Here is a 14,322-nt window from a genome sequence, read left to right as displayed (position 1 = left end):
GCCTGTTCGCTCCCTCCCCGGTCCGCTGGGATGACGGTCACAGCGGGGTCACCCGCTCGGATTCACCGTCTCTCTCCCTCTATTATCCGCTCCGCGCGCTCCAGCAGTGCCGGAACTGCGTCGGCCAGCGCCGCGAACGCCGGCCGGTCAGACTCGCCTCGCAGATGCCGGCGATAGTATCCCTCACAGACGGCGGCCTGTTCGTACACCGCCAGCGCGCGGTAGAACCGGTCGTCGGTGAACGCTCGTCCGGTCACGCTCTCGTAGCGATCCACGAGCGCCGACCGTGACGGGAATCCCTCACGCGTCGTGAATCCGGGCACCACAGTCGTCGGGAGTCCCGCGCGTTCGCTCTCGTCCTCGAACCAGAACGCGGTCAGTCGACCGAGGTCGACCAGCGGGTCGCCGGCACCCGCTCGCTCCCAGTCCAGGACGCCCATCAGCTCCGGCGGTGTCGACCGACTGAACGCCACGTTCCCGAGCGTGTAGTCACCGTGGATCAGCGTCCGGTCGCCCGACGGCGGGATGTTCGCGGCGAGCCAGTCTGCCACCGCGTCCGCACCCGGAACCTCGCGGTCGGTCTCGGCGCGGTAGCAGTCGAACCGCTCGCGCCACGTCTCGATCCGCGACGAGCGGTCCGGGTACCCGAGGTCGCTCAGCTCCACGTCGTCGAGATCGACGGCGTGAATCGCTGCGAGCGTGTCGACGAGTTCTTCGGCCACCGTCTCCCGGTAGCCCGGCGTCGCGTACTCGACGGGTTCGCCGTGGCGGAGCACGTCCCCCGACACCCGCTGCTGGACGGTGAACGGTGCGCCAGCGACGGACTTGTCGTCACAGGAAAGCACCGGCCGCGGTGTCGGCACGTCGGTCCAGTCCAGCGCCGACAGCACCCGGTACTCCCGGCGCACGTCGTGACTCTCCTCCGTCGTCTCCGAGAGCGGCGGCCGCCGGAGGACGAACCGTCGCGAGCCCCAGCCGAGAAACAGCGTCTCGTTGCCCAGTCCGGCGTCGTGGTGGCTGAGCGACCACGTCTCGGCCCGACCCAACCGCTCCGCGACTCTGCTGTATACCCCTTCGGTGTCGAGATACCGGCTCGCACCGCCGACGTTTTCAGTCATCGGCCACCCCGACCTCCGCGGGGTCGGTCACGTCGCCGGCCCTCGGATCGACGCCGACCTGGTCGCAGATGTCCGCCATCGGACAGGCGTCGGGGTCGTCGAGACAGTCGGGCTTGCGCGCCGAACAGTACTCGCGACCGAACTGGATCATCGCGGTGTGGCCGAAGCCACATTTCCCGCCGGGAACGCCGCGTTCGAGGTGTTCCCGGACGGTCTCGTGGTCCGCGTCAGGTGGGGCGAGTCCGATCCGGCGGGCGATCCGGTGGACGTGCGTGTCGACGGGGAAGACGCCGTCACGACCGCCGGCGAACAGCAACACGCAGTCGGCCGTCTTGGGACCGACGCCGGTCATGTCGAGCAGGGTCCCCCGGACCGTATCGGGGTCGTCCTCGCGGACGAAGGCGTCGAACTCGTCTGCGCCCCCGTACTCCGCGACGATCCGGTCGGCGATGTCGACGATCCGCTCGGACTTCTGGTTGTAGAGCCCGGCCGAACTGATCGTCTCGGCGAGTTCCTGCTGGTCGGCCCCGGCCAGAGCCGCTGCGAGATCCGGACTACTACCATAGCGATCCATCAGGGCGTCGTGGGCCGGCTGGCTGGCTACGTCGCTGGTGTTCTGACTGAGGATCGTGCGGACGAGACACTCGAAGGCGTCCCGGCTGCCGTAGGACTTCTGCCAGTAGAGGTCGCCGAGGCGGTCGACGACGGCCTCGGCGCGGGTCGCCGGCGCGCCGGCGTCGAAGGTTTCGGCGTAGCCACCGCCCGCGCTCCCGCCGCTGATGTTCTCGGCCGGCTCGGGGTCGTCGGACATACCCCGTCTAGCGACCCAGCCTCAAAAGGCTCACCGGATCGCTCAGAGGCGGACCCCGACACCGGGGAGGATGTTCTTGCCGTGGTAGAGTCGAATGGCCATGACGAACCCGAGAAAGAAGAGGACAGCGTGGCCAGGTCCCAGCAGCGTCCCCAGACCGGTCTCGGCGAACTCGTTCGTCACGACTACCAGGATGTTGTTTACCACGTCACCCACGTAGACGATGGCACTCCCTTTGAGCAGCGCGTCCTTGCTTCCATGGGTCATCGTCGCCCAGAGGACGGCTCCGAACACCGCCGCTTGGTATGGAATATCGTCCAGTTGGTCGACGATGATGTCGCCGAAATCGACCGACCCGCCCTGCAGGCTGATACTGAACACGGCGAAAACGACACTCCCCACGAAAACCACACCCGCCGCCGCGAGCGCGATTTTTCCCACGCGTTCCGGCTCGATCCGGCGGCCGTTCTGTACACCACCAGGTTGCCCCTGCGTCTGCTGCCCTACCATGTCGGCCCCACTCGACTGACGTGTTGAAAGACTTACGTTCCGGGAAGGGTCTCGAACCGTCGCAGGTTCACTCGACGGTCAGGGTCACGGTCAGCGCTGCACCGTCGGCCAGCGCCGCCACGAGGTCACGGTCCAGGTCGCCCGCCGCCTTGTCGGCGTCTACGAGGATCGTCCGGTCGTCCACGTAGTCGCTCGTGCGGCCGACGGCGCTGCGGTCGTTCTCGAAAGCGAGGTCGGGGTGGCCGCGGCCGGTGACGGTCTCGGTGTGGCCGCCAGCTTCCAGCGTGACAGTGACCGTCGCGTCAGCCGACTGGCAGGCGGCGACGAACTCGGGGTCGAAGTCGGCGGGGACGCGGTCGGCCTCGATGCCGAGGATGCAGTCGCCGGCCGGGGTGAGGTAGTCGTCGCTCGTGACCTCGAAGGTACTCGCGTGCTCGGCCGAGACGTGCTCGTGGCCGCGTGCGCGAATGACTTCGTCCATGATCCGGCGTTTCCGCCCGCCCCACTTCAGCGGGTCGTTTCAGCGCGCGACGGTGATGGTCACGGTGCCACAGACACATTCGTAGGCGCGGCGTTCGCCGCTCTCGGTCCGGTAGGTGAGCCGGAGCGACTCCTCGCGGAGCTCCCGGTCACAGCCGCCACAGGTACAGGACAGTTCTTCGATCATGTCAGCAGAGACGAGCGGATCGGGTATCAAAGCGAGCCGTCCGCGGAGTGAAAGTGAAAGTAGTCGGGTCGGGGCCACTTCGAGGGCCGAATATCGCGTAAAGGATATGGCACAGGCGGACGCCGGGACACGTATATGCTGGGCGAGTGGACTGGGACGTCGGTCGAGCCGGGGGCGGGCAAACCCGATCCGGACGTGTGGACGCCGGTGGAGATACCGGGGCGGCCACAGGTGTTTGCCGACGCCGACGCCGCCGCGTACCGCTCCGTGTTCGACGACCCCCGGTCGGGCGACGAGGACCGCGCTGTCATCGAATTGCAGGGGCTGTTCGCCCACGCGCGCATCTGGCTCAACGGCGACCTCGTCGGCGAACACGACGCCTACTTCCGACCCTTCCGCCACTCGTTCGAACCCCAAGACCAGAACGAACTGATCGTCGAGTGCCGCTCGCCCGAGGACCGGTTCGGCGGCGTCCACGACACCGATCTCGTCCCGGAGCGCGACCGCATCCCCGGAATCTGGTGGGACGCGACCGTCGAGACACACCCCGGTACGTTCATCTACGAACTGGACGTTCACCCGCGGCTGGTCGACGGGAACGCCGAGATCGACGTTCGGGCGGTCGTCGAGACGGACACCGACCTCGACGACCGCGTGACCTTCTCCCTGCGCCCGGAAGGCGAGTTCCAGAGTCGCGGCATGATGGACCGGGCCGCCGTCGAGGCCGATGTCGGCGAGCGCGCCGTCGTGGAACACACCATCGACGTGCGCGACCCGTCGCTGTGGTGGCCACGGGGACTCGGCCCGCAACACCGGTACGCCGTCCGGGCGAAAATCGGCGACGCGACTCGCTCCGTCGTCACCGGACTCCGTTCGATGGACCGCGACGCCGACGGCCTAGTCGTCAACGGCGAACGCGTGCCGGGGCGGGGCGTCACGCTCCTCTCGGCGACACCCGGAGACATCGACCGGGCGGCCGAGGCCAACGCCACGTTCGTTCGCATGCACGCCCACGCGCCCGACCCGGCCATCTACGAGGCCTGCAACGAGGCCGGGCTGCTGGTCTGGCAGGACCTGCCACTGACCGGCCCCGGCGAGTTCGACGCCGACCACGGTCAGGACCTCGCGGCCGCGCTCGACCGGACGTACGGCCGTCACCCGTCGCTGTTCGCGTACAGCGTCCACGACGACCCGCTCAACCTCTTTCCGGACCAGCTGGGCTCGGGCACGCTCGACCGGTTGCGCCTGCGCTGGCGGGTCTGGCGTGCCAGCTACGACCGCGGCCCGGCGGAGTCCGTCGCCGCGGCGCTCCCCGAAGATCGGCTCGTCTTCCCGGTCGTTGGCGCGCTGGGGAGCGGGGCCGACGCGCCGACGCTGTATCCGAGCTGGGACTACGGCGATGTCGACGACGTGGGCTGGCTCCTCGACACCTTCGAGGTCGGCGGCGTCGTCGGCGAGTTCGGGGCCGGCGCGTACGGTGCCGTCATGCCTGACGACGATCCGGCCTTCGACCGGGCGAAACACGACGCCCACGTCGACGGCGGGACCGACGCCTCACAGGCCTACCAGGCACGCGTTGTCAAGCGTGTTGCCGAGGAACTCCGGCGGCGAGATGCCTCGCTGTTCGCCGCCCATACCCTCCGGGATGCCACGCCCGCGGGGATGGGCGTCGTCGAACGCGACGGCGACCCGAAGACCGGGTACGAGGCGCTCCGGGAGGCCTACGAGCCCGTCCAGGCGACGCTCGCCGCGCCGGGGCCCGGCGAGACGACGCCGCTGACGGTTATCAACGACGGTCGGGAGCGAGTCTCCGGAACCGTCGAGTGGTCGGCCGCCGACGCGGGCGGCGAGGTCGCGGTCAGCGTCGACGCCGGGGAGACCGAAACGCCGGATTCGATCTCGATTCCGGCCGACGCCGCGTCGGTCACGCTGTCGCTGTCGCTCCCCGAACGGGTCGTCGAAAACACCTACCGATTCGACGGGTGAGCGCCGGTCTGTGAGAGAACGTACCGTGGTCCCGTCGGGCGTTTGGTAGCTGTTTTCACGGGGGGTAGCGACCGGAATATTTAAATTGCCATCGACAGTAGTATGCGTCACCAGAACGCCTCCAGCGTTCCGGCAGTATCGTGCGATGCCCATAGAATGACAGGGAACCCTACTTATCAGGTGCTGGCTGCCGCCACGCAGTCCCAACTGTCGCGTGCTGGAGCGGTAATGGCATAGAGGTGTAAACTATGGCAGAGTCAATCGACGAATCCGAAAATCTCGAAGTAACAGACGACGACATCGAAAACAAATCGAAAGGTGAACTGATCAAGCTCGCCGGTCAGCTCCGTGACCGACGAAACGATCTGAACCAGCTCGCCTCGGAGCGTGCGTCCAAGCGGGACGACCTGAACGCGAAGACTCGCGAGAAGGTCGACGAAGCGCAGGAACACCGCGAGAAACGCGACGAGCTCAACTCCCAGGTCCAGGAACACAAGGAGAAACGCAACGAGCTCAACGCCGAGGCCAACGAGCTGTTCGATCAGGTCGAGGAGATGAAATCCGACCTCGAACTCGACGAGGGTACCTCCATCGAGCAGCTCAAAGAGGAGATCGAGGATCTGGAGTTCAAACAGCAGACGGAGGTCCTCAACCCCGAAGAAGAGCGGGAACTGATCGAGAAGATCGAGGACAAACGGGAACAGCTTCAGGAGAAACAGGAGAAACTCGATCAGACCGGTGACGTCGAGGAACTCAAAGAGGAGGCCGAAGAGATCCGCTCGGAGGCCTCCCAGCACCACCAGAAAGTCACGGAACTCGCGGACGAGGCCCAGAAGCATCACAACCAGATGATTGAGGCCTACCGCGAGGCCGACGAGATCCGTGACGAAGCCGACGAGATGCACGAGAAGTTCGTAGAGGCCCAGGAGGCGGCCGACCAGCACCACGAGGACTTCGTGCGCGTCCAGAAGCGCCTGCGCGAACTCGACAAGAAAGAGGAAGAAGAGGAACGCAGCAAGCGCGAGGAAGAACAGGAAGCCGCACGCGAGGAGGCCGAAGAGATCTACCAGAAGTTCAAGGAAGGCGAGACCCTCGACACCGAGGACCTGATGAAGCTCCAGAAGACGGGGCTGCTCTAGACGGCGCGATAGTCTCTTTCGTTTTCGACCGGCCAGTGGCCACGCTCGCCTGACACGGTCCGGTTCGAACCGACCCGCTGGACAGGTGGGCCCGCCGGTCGGTGTCGGTCGAAGGCTGGTAGTTTTACTGTCGTCGGGCACCGAGGTCAGGTATGAGCGGTGGACAAGGACGACTGTGGGCGCTGGGCCGTGGCGTCGTCGCACTCGTCTGTGTAATCGGGATCGTCGCGCTCGCGTGGTTACTGCTGGTCGTCTACCCGCAGGACCTGACGACGTTGCTCGGGGTCGTATTGGTCGTGTCACTCCTCCCACTGTCCGTTCGGGCGGGCGGGTCCGTGGCCAGCGCCGTCCTCCCGGGGTACAACGTCGCCGAGGTCGCCGTCGAGGGACCGATCACGAGATCGACGGGTGGCAGTCTCGTCTCCAGTCCCACCGGGGCAGATGCGGATGCCATCGTCGAACAGATCGAACGGGCCGACGACGGAGCGGCCGAGGCCCTGCTGGTGAAACTCAACACGCCGGGTGGGGAAATCGTCCCGAGCGAGGACATCCGGCTGGCCGCCGAGCGGTTCGACGGGCCGACCGTCGCGTACGCGACCGACGTGTGTGCGAGTGGCGGGTACGACATCGCCAGCGGCTGTGACGAGCTGTGGGCGCGCCGCGGGAGCATCGTCGGCTCCATCGGCGTCATCGGCTCGCGGGTCAACGTCAGCGACCTGGCCGACGAACTCGGGGTGAGCTACGAGCAGTTCACCGCCGGCGAGTACAAGGACGCCGGCCTGCCACTCAAAGACCTCTCCGAGGACGAGCGGGAGTACCTCCAGGGGATCGTCGACGACTACTACGACGACTTCGTGGACACCGTCGCCGAGGGGCGGGACATGGACCCCGAGCGGGTCCGCGAGACAGAGGCCCGGATCTACCTCGGCGGCGAGGCGCACGACATCGGGCTGGTCGACGAGATCGGGACGCGCGAGGACGTGGAGGACCGCCTCGAAGAGCGATTGGGCGAGTCCGTCAGTGTTCAGGAGTTCACGCCGTCGCTGGGCCTCCGTGACCGCATCGGGGGCGGGGCGGCGTCGGTCGCTTACGCGTTCGGTGCCGGGATCGCGAGCGTGTTCGACGACGCAGACGGGTTCGACTTCCGGTTCTGAGTCGGTCTGCAATGTTTTTTATCCGTTGGCGCACCAACAATCGGTCGTGACCACGTTGGTGGCGTGTATCGACCGGACGGGGAACCTCACGGCGGAGCCGCCGGTCGTGGGCTGGGAGGCCGTCCAGTCGCTCGTGACGGATCTCGGCGTCGCCGACCCCGAGGACAGCCGCGTCAACTGCGTGCTGGAGGCGTTGCGGGTCACGCGTGACCTGCGCGACGACGGCGAGGACGTGGTGGTTGCGGTCCTCTCGGCGGCCGGTGATTCGGTCTCGGCCGACCGGGCCGTCGCGCAACAGACCGAACAGCTCACCGCCGAGTACGACCTCGAATCGGCGGTCGTCGTCGTCGACAGTGCCGAGGACGAACGGCTGGTCCCTATCGTCGAGAGCCGTGTGCGCGTCGACGCAGTGGATCGCGTCGTCGTCCGCCAGGCTCGCGACATCGAGTCCACATACTACCTGCTCAAGCAGTTCCTCGCCGACGAGGAACTCCGGAAGACGGTCCTCGTTCCTGTGGGCGTCGCCTTGCTCGCGTTCCCGGCGCTGATGACGCTCGCGGACAGCCCGGCCGTCGCGGCCGGTGCCATCGCCGCCGTCATCGGCGTCTTCTTCCTCTACAAGGGGCTCGGAATCGACTCCGTGCTGGCCTCGTTGCCCGGCCAGATCCAGAACGCGCTCTACTCGGGGCGGGTGTCGCTGGTCACCTACGTCGTGGCCGTCGGATTGGCACTGATCGGCGTCTTCGCGGGTGCTATCGGCGTGTCGGCGACCGCCAACGAGGCGCCCTTTATCCTCGCGATGCGCTTCGCCTTCGACGCCATCCCGTGGCTGACCGCGGCGGCCTTCGCGGGGTCCACCGGTCGCCTGCTCGACGAGATCATCCGCGACGACCGGGTCCGTAGCGCCTACGTCAACCTGCCGTTCGGTGCGGTCGCGGTCGGGCTGGTCGTCCGGGGCTTCTCCGCGTTCTTTCTCGAGAGCGCGGGCGTATTCTCGTCGTTCCGGATGCCGGCGATGGACGTCGGTGCCGTCTCGATCCAGGGGATGACGCTGGAACCCCGGATCCGTCTCTTGCTGTTTATTCTCGCCGGCATCTTCGTCTCGCTGGTTGGCGTGCGCTTCTCGTCGTACTTCAACGAGCCCGATCTCGAAGAGGAGGTCGCCGAACAGCAGTGAGCGCGGCCCGGGACCGGTGTGGATTTACGCGGCGGCCGACAATCGACGAGCATGGCAGACGACGGCGCGTGGGTCAGTCTCTTCTCGGGCGGCAAGGACTCCTCGTGGGCGCTGTACCGCGCGCTCGAAGACGGACTGGCGGTCGAACGACTCGTCACCGTCCACCCCGAGGGCGACTCCTACATGTACCACGTCCCGGCGACCGACCTCGCCGCACTGGCGGCAGAGAGCGTCGGTATCCCGCTGGTCGACGTGCACCCCGACGACTTCGAGGCGGAGACGGCGACCGACGCCGGGGAACAGGGCGACGCCGAACTGGAACCCCTAGAAGCCGCCCTCCGCGACCTCGACGCCGACCTCCCCGGCGGGATCGCCGGCCTGACCGCGGGTGCTGTCGAGAGCGAGTACCAGACCAGCCGGATCGAGGCGATGGCCGACCGGCTCGGGGCCGACCTGTTCGCGCCGCTCTGGCAGGAAGACCCCCGCGACCTCGCCGACGCGATGCTCGATGCTGGCTTCGAGATCCGGATCATCCAGGTCGCGGCCTACGGACTGGACGAGTCCTGGCTCGGCCGGACGCTCGACCGGGACGCCCTGGCGGACCTCGAAGCCCTCCACGACGAGTACGGCGTCCACGTCCTCGGCGAGGGCGGCGAGTTCGAGACGCTGGTGACCGACGGGCCGCACATGGACCGGCCGATCCGACTCGACTACGACACCGTCTGGGAGGGCTCGCGGGGGTACATCGAGATCGAGGACGCCAGGCTGGAGTGATACGGTCAGCTCCAGTCCACGTCGTTTCCCGTGGCGCGTGCCGTCGAGTGCCCGAGCGACTGCGAGGGTGCGAGACGGACGCGCGAGGGACGAGCACTGCACGGAGCGACCGTGGGGAGCGAGTGCGGAGCGCAGTCGGCTGGGGAGGGTGTGGTGCGCGTCTGGGTGGATAGACAGGGGCCGCTCGCTGGCCGACGGCGGCCGACGAAAGCACTGCAACGACCGAGCGACGCGAGGGAGTGAAGCGCGCAGCGAGGCCCCCGAGGTCAGCGAGCGGGGGCTGTCGAAGTGACGTTCGCGGAGGTGTTCACTCGGCCTCGAACGCCTCGGCCCACTCCAGCAGTGGCTCTAGCCGCTGGCCCAGTTCCTCGCCGTCCTCAGTCAACTCGTACTCGACGCGGGGTGGGATCTCGTCGTACTGCTCGCGCCGGAGCAGTCCCGCCGCTTCCAGTTCGTCCAGTCGCGTCGAGAGCGTGGACGTGCTGGCGTCGGGCAGATGCGACTCGATCTCCCCGAACCGCACGCGCTCGTGGATGGCGACGATACACACCAGGTCCATCACGTACTTCCGGCCGAGCAGGTCCATCACGTCCGACAGCAGGCAGTAACACCCGCCGTCCTCCAGATTACAGGCGATCTCTGACATCTCTTCGATTCCTCGCAGTTACTCCTATGCTTTGGACTTCACAGCTTAATAACTTCGGGCATCGAAGTATAGGTGGAGCAGTCCAATGACGGCAGAAACAGACTCGATACGGATCGAACCGGCTTTCGAACCAGCGGCCATCGAGATTCCCGGCCAGGTCGGCGAGCGGATCGCGGACCTGTACGGTGTCGAGACGGTCCGCACCGCCGAGGACTGGCTGGCGGCGCTGACGACCGTACTCGACTCGACGGACGGCGAGCCACTCGGCGTCGCGGACCTCTGTACGACCGACGAATCGCCACACGTCCTGGAACGTGACGGCGAGCGGCAGGCCTACCAGTGCGTGTACGACCCGATGATCGTGCCCTTCCTGACCGACGAACCGGCGGCCGTGACGACGGTCTGTCCCACGACCGGAGAGACGGTGACCCTCGAAATCCGGGACGGTGCGGTCGACGTGACGCCCGAGACGGCCGTGTTCTCCATCGGCGTCGACGCCAGCGGCGCGACCGAACCGCCGTCTACTCCCGCCGAGAGCTACGGGTTCGTCTGTCCCTACGGCAACGCCTTCGCCGACTGGGCGGCCTACGAGGACTGGGCCGCGGACACCGACGCGGTCACCGCAGCGATCCCGCTGGAGTACGGTGTCTCGCTAGCTGGCGAGTTAGGGCGACAGATGGCAGAATCAGGCGAGTAACGAGGCGGGGGTCAGTTCCCGTTCGTGATCTGGGTGTGCGCGCCGATCAGCGCGCTCGCGAGGTCGAGGTTCTCGACGTGGGTCTCCTTGTCGATGATCGAATCGCGGATCTCACAGTCCTCGATGGTGGCGTCGGAGAAGACGACGGCCGATTCGACGGTCGAGTCGATCACTTCGGCTCCCGGGAGGACGTGGACGTTCTCGCCGATCTTCGAGCCCTCGATGGTCGCGCTCTCGGCGACGAGTTGCCCGCCGTCGAGTTCCCAGGCGACGGCTTCGAGGTAGCTCTCGGGGGTCCCGATGTCGTACCAGGCGTCGTCGAAGGCGAAGGCATAGGTGTCCTCCCGGGACTGGAGCCACTGGATGAACCAGCCCGGTTCGTCCGGGTTGTTGTCGCCGTCGAGATACTCCGCAAAGCGGATGCTCTCGGCGGGGAACGCGTAACAGGCGATGGAGACCAGCGTGCTGTTGGGGTCGTCGGGTTTCTCCTGGAAGTCGACCACCTGGTCGCCGTCCAGTTCGACGAGGCCGTAGGACGTGGCCTTCTCGCGGGAGCCAACGTCGTAGGCGGCCAGTGTCGGGGCACTCTTCTCCCCGAAATAATCGAGGAAGTCTGCGGTATCGAAGCCCATCAGGTTGTCGCCGGCGACGACGAGCAGGTCGTCGTCGACGTTCTCCCGCTCGACCAGCTGGGCCAGCGCGCCGACGACGCCGAACTTCTCGTCCTCCTCGGTCGTCTCCTCGATGGAGAGTTGCGGTTTCTCGTAGCCTTCCTGCTCCACGTGGGCCTCGAAGTCCGGCGCGAACCGCTCGTTCGTGCTGACGTAGACGTTGTCGATGCGGTCGTCGGTCTCCAGTTCCGCGAGGATGCGGTCGATGACGGTCGTTTTCCCCACCGGAAGGAGCATCTTCGGTCTGTGTTTCGTGACCGGCCACAGCCGCGTCGCGTAGCCCCCGGCGAGAACCACTGCTTCCATGTCCGGAGCGTCACTCTACGGGGCTAAGTTCTTTTTGGACCCCGCACGGCTGGGTACCGTCTTTTAAACTCGCTTGCGTCGTCCAGAAGAAGTATGGTAATCGGACCCAAACGACCGCCATGCGCGAGGCGAAGACGGACAAGACGACCCGCCAGCGCGTGACCGAGCGGCTCCGCGAGGAGGCGATGCCCGCCGCGGCCATCGCCCGGGAGTTCGAGATCGAGGCGAGTGCGGCGATCAGCCACGTCGAACACATCGCCCAGTCGCTCGAACATACCGACGAGCAACTGCTCGTCGCGCCGCCGACCTGTCGCGACTGCGGGTTCGACGACTTCGACGACCTCCTGAACCGACCCGGCCGCTGTCCGGAGTGTAAAAGCGAGAGCGTCGACGAACCGGCCTTCCGGATCGAGTAACGGCGCGACCGATCCCCGACGGAACCGGGAGACGACGCTCCCGACGCCCGGGTGTCGAGAACTGACGGGTCACTCGAAAGTAGCAAACTATAGGGCGTTCAACGGGGATGAGGGGAACGTGCGCGGAACAGTGGGCGCCGTCGTGCGGACGGCACTGGTGGCCGTGGGGATCGCAGTCCTGCTGACCGGCATCGTGACGCTCGCGTTTCCGCAACTGCTGACCGGGATCGTGGACGGCGGCCAGCAGGAGCCACGGGTGCCGAGTCAGCGCGGCGGGGCGACCAGTTGGGGAATGGACTCCCTGGTTACGTCCGTCGTCGGAATCGTCGCCGGGATGACGATCACTGCCGCGGGGCTCGCGGTCCCCGGCCGGTCGTCCCGCCTGCTCCTTCGCGAACAGGCGTTCACGCGGACACAACGGATCGCCGTCCTTCTCGGGGCGGTGTTCGCCGTCGGACCGCCGGCACTGCTGGCCGCGGGATTCGACTTCGGCAACTCGCTGTTCGCCCTGCTCGGGGCGGTCCTGCTGGCGTTCGTCGGGGCGCTGATGGTCCTCGTCGGGACGACGCGGGGCCTCCAGACGAGTCAGCGCCGACCGCCGAGTCAGAACTCGTAGTTGGACTTCGAGGACAGATCGAGGTCGTCCTGCTCGCCCGGTCCGACGCCGACGAACGCGTAGTCCTCGTCGGTCAGGTAGACGGCCCCGTCGGCGACTGCGATCTCGACGGCCTGGAGATACGCGCCCTCGCAGGGCCCGTGGGTACAGCGTCCGGAGTCGGTCTCGAAGTACGCGCCGTGGTTGGCACAGATCACTTCGCCGTCCCGCATCGACGCGCCCGACCCCTTGTCGAGTTTGATGTGCGTGAAGTGCTGGCAGTAGTTGAGCCAGCAGGCCAGTTCGTCCGCTCGCGGGTCCTCGCGACCGTCCTCCCTGATCGCCCCTTCCCGGGACTCCCTGCGGTCGTCTTCGCCGTCACCGTCCGCCGTGACCCGGACGATGATCGCCTCTTTCTCCTCGTCGGTCTCGCGATTGCGGACCCGGAACAGGAACGTAGAGTCCGTCGGCACGTCGTCGACGGCCGCGATCCGGCTGTCCTCGTCCATGTCGGATCGTAGACTGTCGCGGGTTTCAACGCCTCGGTTCGCGACGCACCCGACTCGCTAACTTAACGGGGCCGGCCTTCCGACGGTCGGGTATGTCCGGGCTGCTCGTCTACGGATCGTACGGGTACACGGGGGAACTGATCGTCGAGGACGCCGTCGAGCGGGGGCTCGACCCGATCCTGGCCGGCCGCAACGAGCGAAAGCTCTCGGAACAGGCCGCCGACTCGAGCTGCGAGATGGTCGCGTTCGACCTCGACGACCGCGCCGCCGTCACCGACGCTCTCGATTCGGTCGACGTGGTGCTGAACTGCGCCGGTCCCTTCGTCGAGACCTACGAGCCGATGGTCGAGGCCGCCATCGAGACCGGCACGCACTACCTCGACATCACCGGCGAGATCGACGTGTTCCAGGCCGTCGCGGGCTACGACGAGCGGGCCGCCGAGGCCGGCGTCATGCTGATGTCCGGCGTCGGCTTCGACGTGGTGCCCACCGACTGTCTGGCCGCCCACCTCGCCGAGCGCCTCCCCGACGCGACCCACCTCGCGCTGGCGTTCAAGGGACTGGCCGACATCTCGCCGGGGACGATGAAGACCATGCTGAACTACGCGGGCGACGGCGGCTACGTCCGCCGGGACGGCCTGCTGGAATCCGTGCCGGCCGCCTACCGGACCCGACAGATCGACTTCGGCTCGGGCGAGCGCTCGGCCGTGACCATCCCCTGGGGCGACGTGGTCACCGGCTACCACACGACCGGCATCCCCAACATCGAGGTGTACATGGCCGCGCCGGAACCGGCCATCTGGGCGATGCGCGGGACCCGTCCGGTCGCGCCACTGCTCGACATCGGCCCTGTCAAGTCGACGCTCCAGCAGGTCATCGACACGGCCGTGACCGGTCCCGGCGAGCGGACTCGTGAACGCGGCCGCGGCTACGTCTGGGGCGAGGTGACCGACGAGGACGGCGGCCGTGCGGTCTCGCGACTGGAGACGCCCGAGACCTACAGGCTGACCGTCCACTCCTCGCTGGAGATCGCCGGGCGCGTCCTCGACGGCGACGCGCCGGTCGGCTACCAGACCCCCGCCGGTGCCTACGGCCCCGATCTCGTCCTCGAACTGCCGGGCGTCGAACGGGAGGACGTGGCCTGAG

17 protein-coding genes are annotated in these 14,322 nt (G+C 67.2%); 9 read left to right on the top strand and 8 right to left on the bottom strand.

Annotated features, from left to right (window positions below):
• Positions 1 to 62: 62 nt before the first annotated feature.
• The 5 genes from MU521_RS02720 to MU521_RS02700 all read right to left on the bottom strand — a co-directional run bounded on the left by MU521_RS02720 (position 63) and on the right by MU521_RS02700 (position 3,106).
• A complete protein-coding gene (locus MU521_RS02720; RefSeq protein WP_092689407.1) occupies positions 63 to 1,118 on the bottom strand; it encodes a phosphotransferase family protein in 1,056 nt (351 codons plus the stop codon).
• Positions 1,111 to 1,929 carry an endonuclease III domain-containing protein gene (locus MU521_RS02715; RefSeq protein ID WP_092689405.1) on the bottom strand — a complete coding sequence of 273 codons (819 nt, stop codon included), beginning with the start codon at positions 1,927 to 1,929 and terminating at the stop codon, positions 1,111 to 1,113. The genes MU521_RS02720 and MU521_RS02715 overlap by 8 nt, the downstream gene beginning before the upstream one ends.
• A 42-nt stretch (positions 1,930 to 1,971) precedes the next feature.
• On the bottom strand, positions 1,972 to 2,439 hold the full coding sequence (locus MU521_RS02710) for a hypothetical protein (protein ID WP_092689402.1): 468 nt from the start codon (positions 2,437 to 2,439) through the stop codon (positions 1,972 to 1,974).
• Between the two features lie 67 nt (positions 2,440 to 2,506).
• Positions 2,507 to 2,920, bottom strand: coding sequence for a DUF371 domain-containing protein (locus MU521_RS02705; RefSeq protein ID WP_092689399.1), 414 nt, complete (start codon positions 2,918 to 2,920; stop codon positions 2,507 to 2,509).
• 39 nt (positions 2,921 to 2,959) lie between these two features.
• Positions 2,960 to 3,106 (bottom strand): hypothetical protein, encoded by a 147-nt coding sequence (locus tag MU521_RS02700; protein ID WP_175452791.1) that lies wholly within the window; start codon positions 3,104 to 3,106, stop codon positions 2,960 to 2,962.
• Positions 3,107 to 3,241: 135 nt separating this feature from the next.
• Between MU521_RS02700 and MU521_RS02695 the strand changes: the two genes are divergently transcribed.
• The 5 genes from MU521_RS02695 to MU521_RS02675 all read left to right on the top strand — a co-directional run bounded on the left by MU521_RS02695 (position 3,242) and on the right by MU521_RS02675 (position 9,336).
• Positions 3,242 to 5,092, top strand: coding sequence for a glycoside hydrolase family 2 protein (locus tag MU521_RS02695; protein WP_092689396.1), 1,851 nt, complete (start codon positions 3,242 to 3,244; stop codon positions 5,090 to 5,092).
• A 248-nt stretch (positions 5,093 to 5,340) separates the two neighbouring features.
• On the top strand, positions 5,341 to 6,231 hold the full coding sequence (locus MU521_RS02690) for a coiled-coil protein (RefSeq protein ID WP_092689393.1): 891 nt from the start codon (positions 5,341 to 5,343) through the stop codon (positions 6,229 to 6,231).
• 152 nt (positions 6,232 to 6,383) lie between these two features.
• Positions 6,384 to 7,385 carry a signal peptide peptidase SppA gene (gene sppA / locus MU521_RS02685; protein ID WP_092689388.1) on the top strand — a complete coding sequence of 334 codons (1,002 nt, stop codon included), beginning with the start codon at positions 6,384 to 6,386 and terminating at the stop codon, positions 7,383 to 7,385.
• A gap of 46 nt (positions 7,386 to 7,431) precedes the next feature.
• Complete coding sequence (locus tag MU521_RS02680) at positions 7,432 to 8,562, top strand: DUF373 family protein (protein ID WP_092689385.1); 1,131 nt, start codon at positions 7,432 to 7,434, stop codon at positions 8,560 to 8,562.
• A gap of 51 nt (positions 8,563 to 8,613) precedes the next feature.
• Positions 8,614 to 9,336, top strand: a complete 723-nt coding sequence (locus tag MU521_RS02675; protein WP_092689383.1) for a diphthine--ammonia ligase — start codon at positions 8,614 to 8,616, stop codon at positions 9,334 to 9,336.
• 307 nt (positions 9,337 to 9,643) lie between these two features.
• On the opposite strand, the gene MU521_RS02670 is transcribed toward MU521_RS02675, so the two are convergent.
• Positions 9,644 to 9,982 carry a winged helix-turn-helix transcriptional regulator gene (locus MU521_RS02670; RefSeq protein WP_092689380.1) on the bottom strand — a complete coding sequence of 113 codons (339 nt, stop codon included), beginning with the start codon at positions 9,980 to 9,982 and terminating at the stop codon, positions 9,644 to 9,646.
• A gap of 85 nt (positions 9,983 to 10,067) precedes the next feature.
• On the opposite strand from MU521_RS02670, the gene merB reads away from it, so the two are divergent.
• Positions 10,068 to 10,679 carry an organomercurial lyase gene (merB, locus tag MU521_RS02665; protein WP_092689378.1) on the top strand — a complete coding sequence of 204 codons (612 nt, stop codon included), beginning with the start codon at positions 10,068 to 10,070 and terminating at the stop codon, positions 10,677 to 10,679.
• A gap of 11 nt (positions 10,680 to 10,690) precedes the next feature.
• On the opposite strand, the gene MU521_RS02660 is transcribed toward merB, so the two are convergent.
• On the bottom strand, positions 10,691 to 11,656 hold the full coding sequence (locus MU521_RS02660) for a nucleotidyltransferase family protein (RefSeq protein WP_092689375.1): 966 nt from the start codon (positions 11,654 to 11,656) through the stop codon (positions 10,691 to 10,693).
• 119 nt (positions 11,657 to 11,775) lie between these two features.
• On the opposite strand from MU521_RS02660, the gene MU521_RS02655 reads away from it, so the two are divergent.
• Together MU521_RS02655 and MU521_RS02650 are read left to right on the top strand one after the other, a co-directional pair.
• Entirely contained in the window at positions 11,776 to 12,072 is a 297-nt protein-coding gene (locus tag MU521_RS02655; RefSeq protein ID WP_092689373.1) for a transcriptional regulator, read from the top strand.
• Positions 12,073 to 12,190: 118 nt separating this feature from the next.
• Positions 12,191 to 12,688: a hypothetical protein gene (locus MU521_RS02650; protein WP_139171065.1), complete on the top strand. Its 498-nt coding sequence runs from the start codon at positions 12,191 to 12,193 to the stop codon at positions 12,686 to 12,688.
• On the opposite strand, the gene MU521_RS02645 is transcribed toward MU521_RS02650, so the two are convergent.
• Positions 12,676 to 13,176, bottom strand: a complete 501-nt coding sequence (locus tag MU521_RS02645) for a Rieske (2Fe-2S) protein (protein WP_092689368.1) — start codon at positions 13,174 to 13,176, stop codon at positions 12,676 to 12,678. The two genes, MU521_RS02650 and MU521_RS02645, sit on opposite strands and share 13 nt — an antisense overlap.
• 92 nt (positions 13,177 to 13,268) lie before the next feature.
• On the opposite strand from MU521_RS02645, the gene MU521_RS02640 reads away from it, so the two are divergent.
• Positions 13,269 to 14,321 carry a saccharopine dehydrogenase family protein gene (locus MU521_RS02640; protein WP_092689366.1) on the top strand — a complete coding sequence of 351 codons (1,053 nt, stop codon included), beginning with the start codon at positions 13,269 to 13,271 and terminating at the stop codon, positions 14,319 to 14,321.
• The last annotated feature ends 1 nt before the right edge of the window (position 14,322 follow it).

The sequence above is a fragment of the Halorientalis regularis genome (assembly GCF_023698535.1).
In the GTDB taxonomy this organism is placed as follows: Archaea; Halobacteriota; Halobacteria; order Halobacteriales; family Haloarculaceae; genus Halorientalis; species Halorientalis regularis.
Note: the sequence above shows the minus strand (reverse complement) of the source record. Positions and strands in the feature narration are given on the sequence as shown.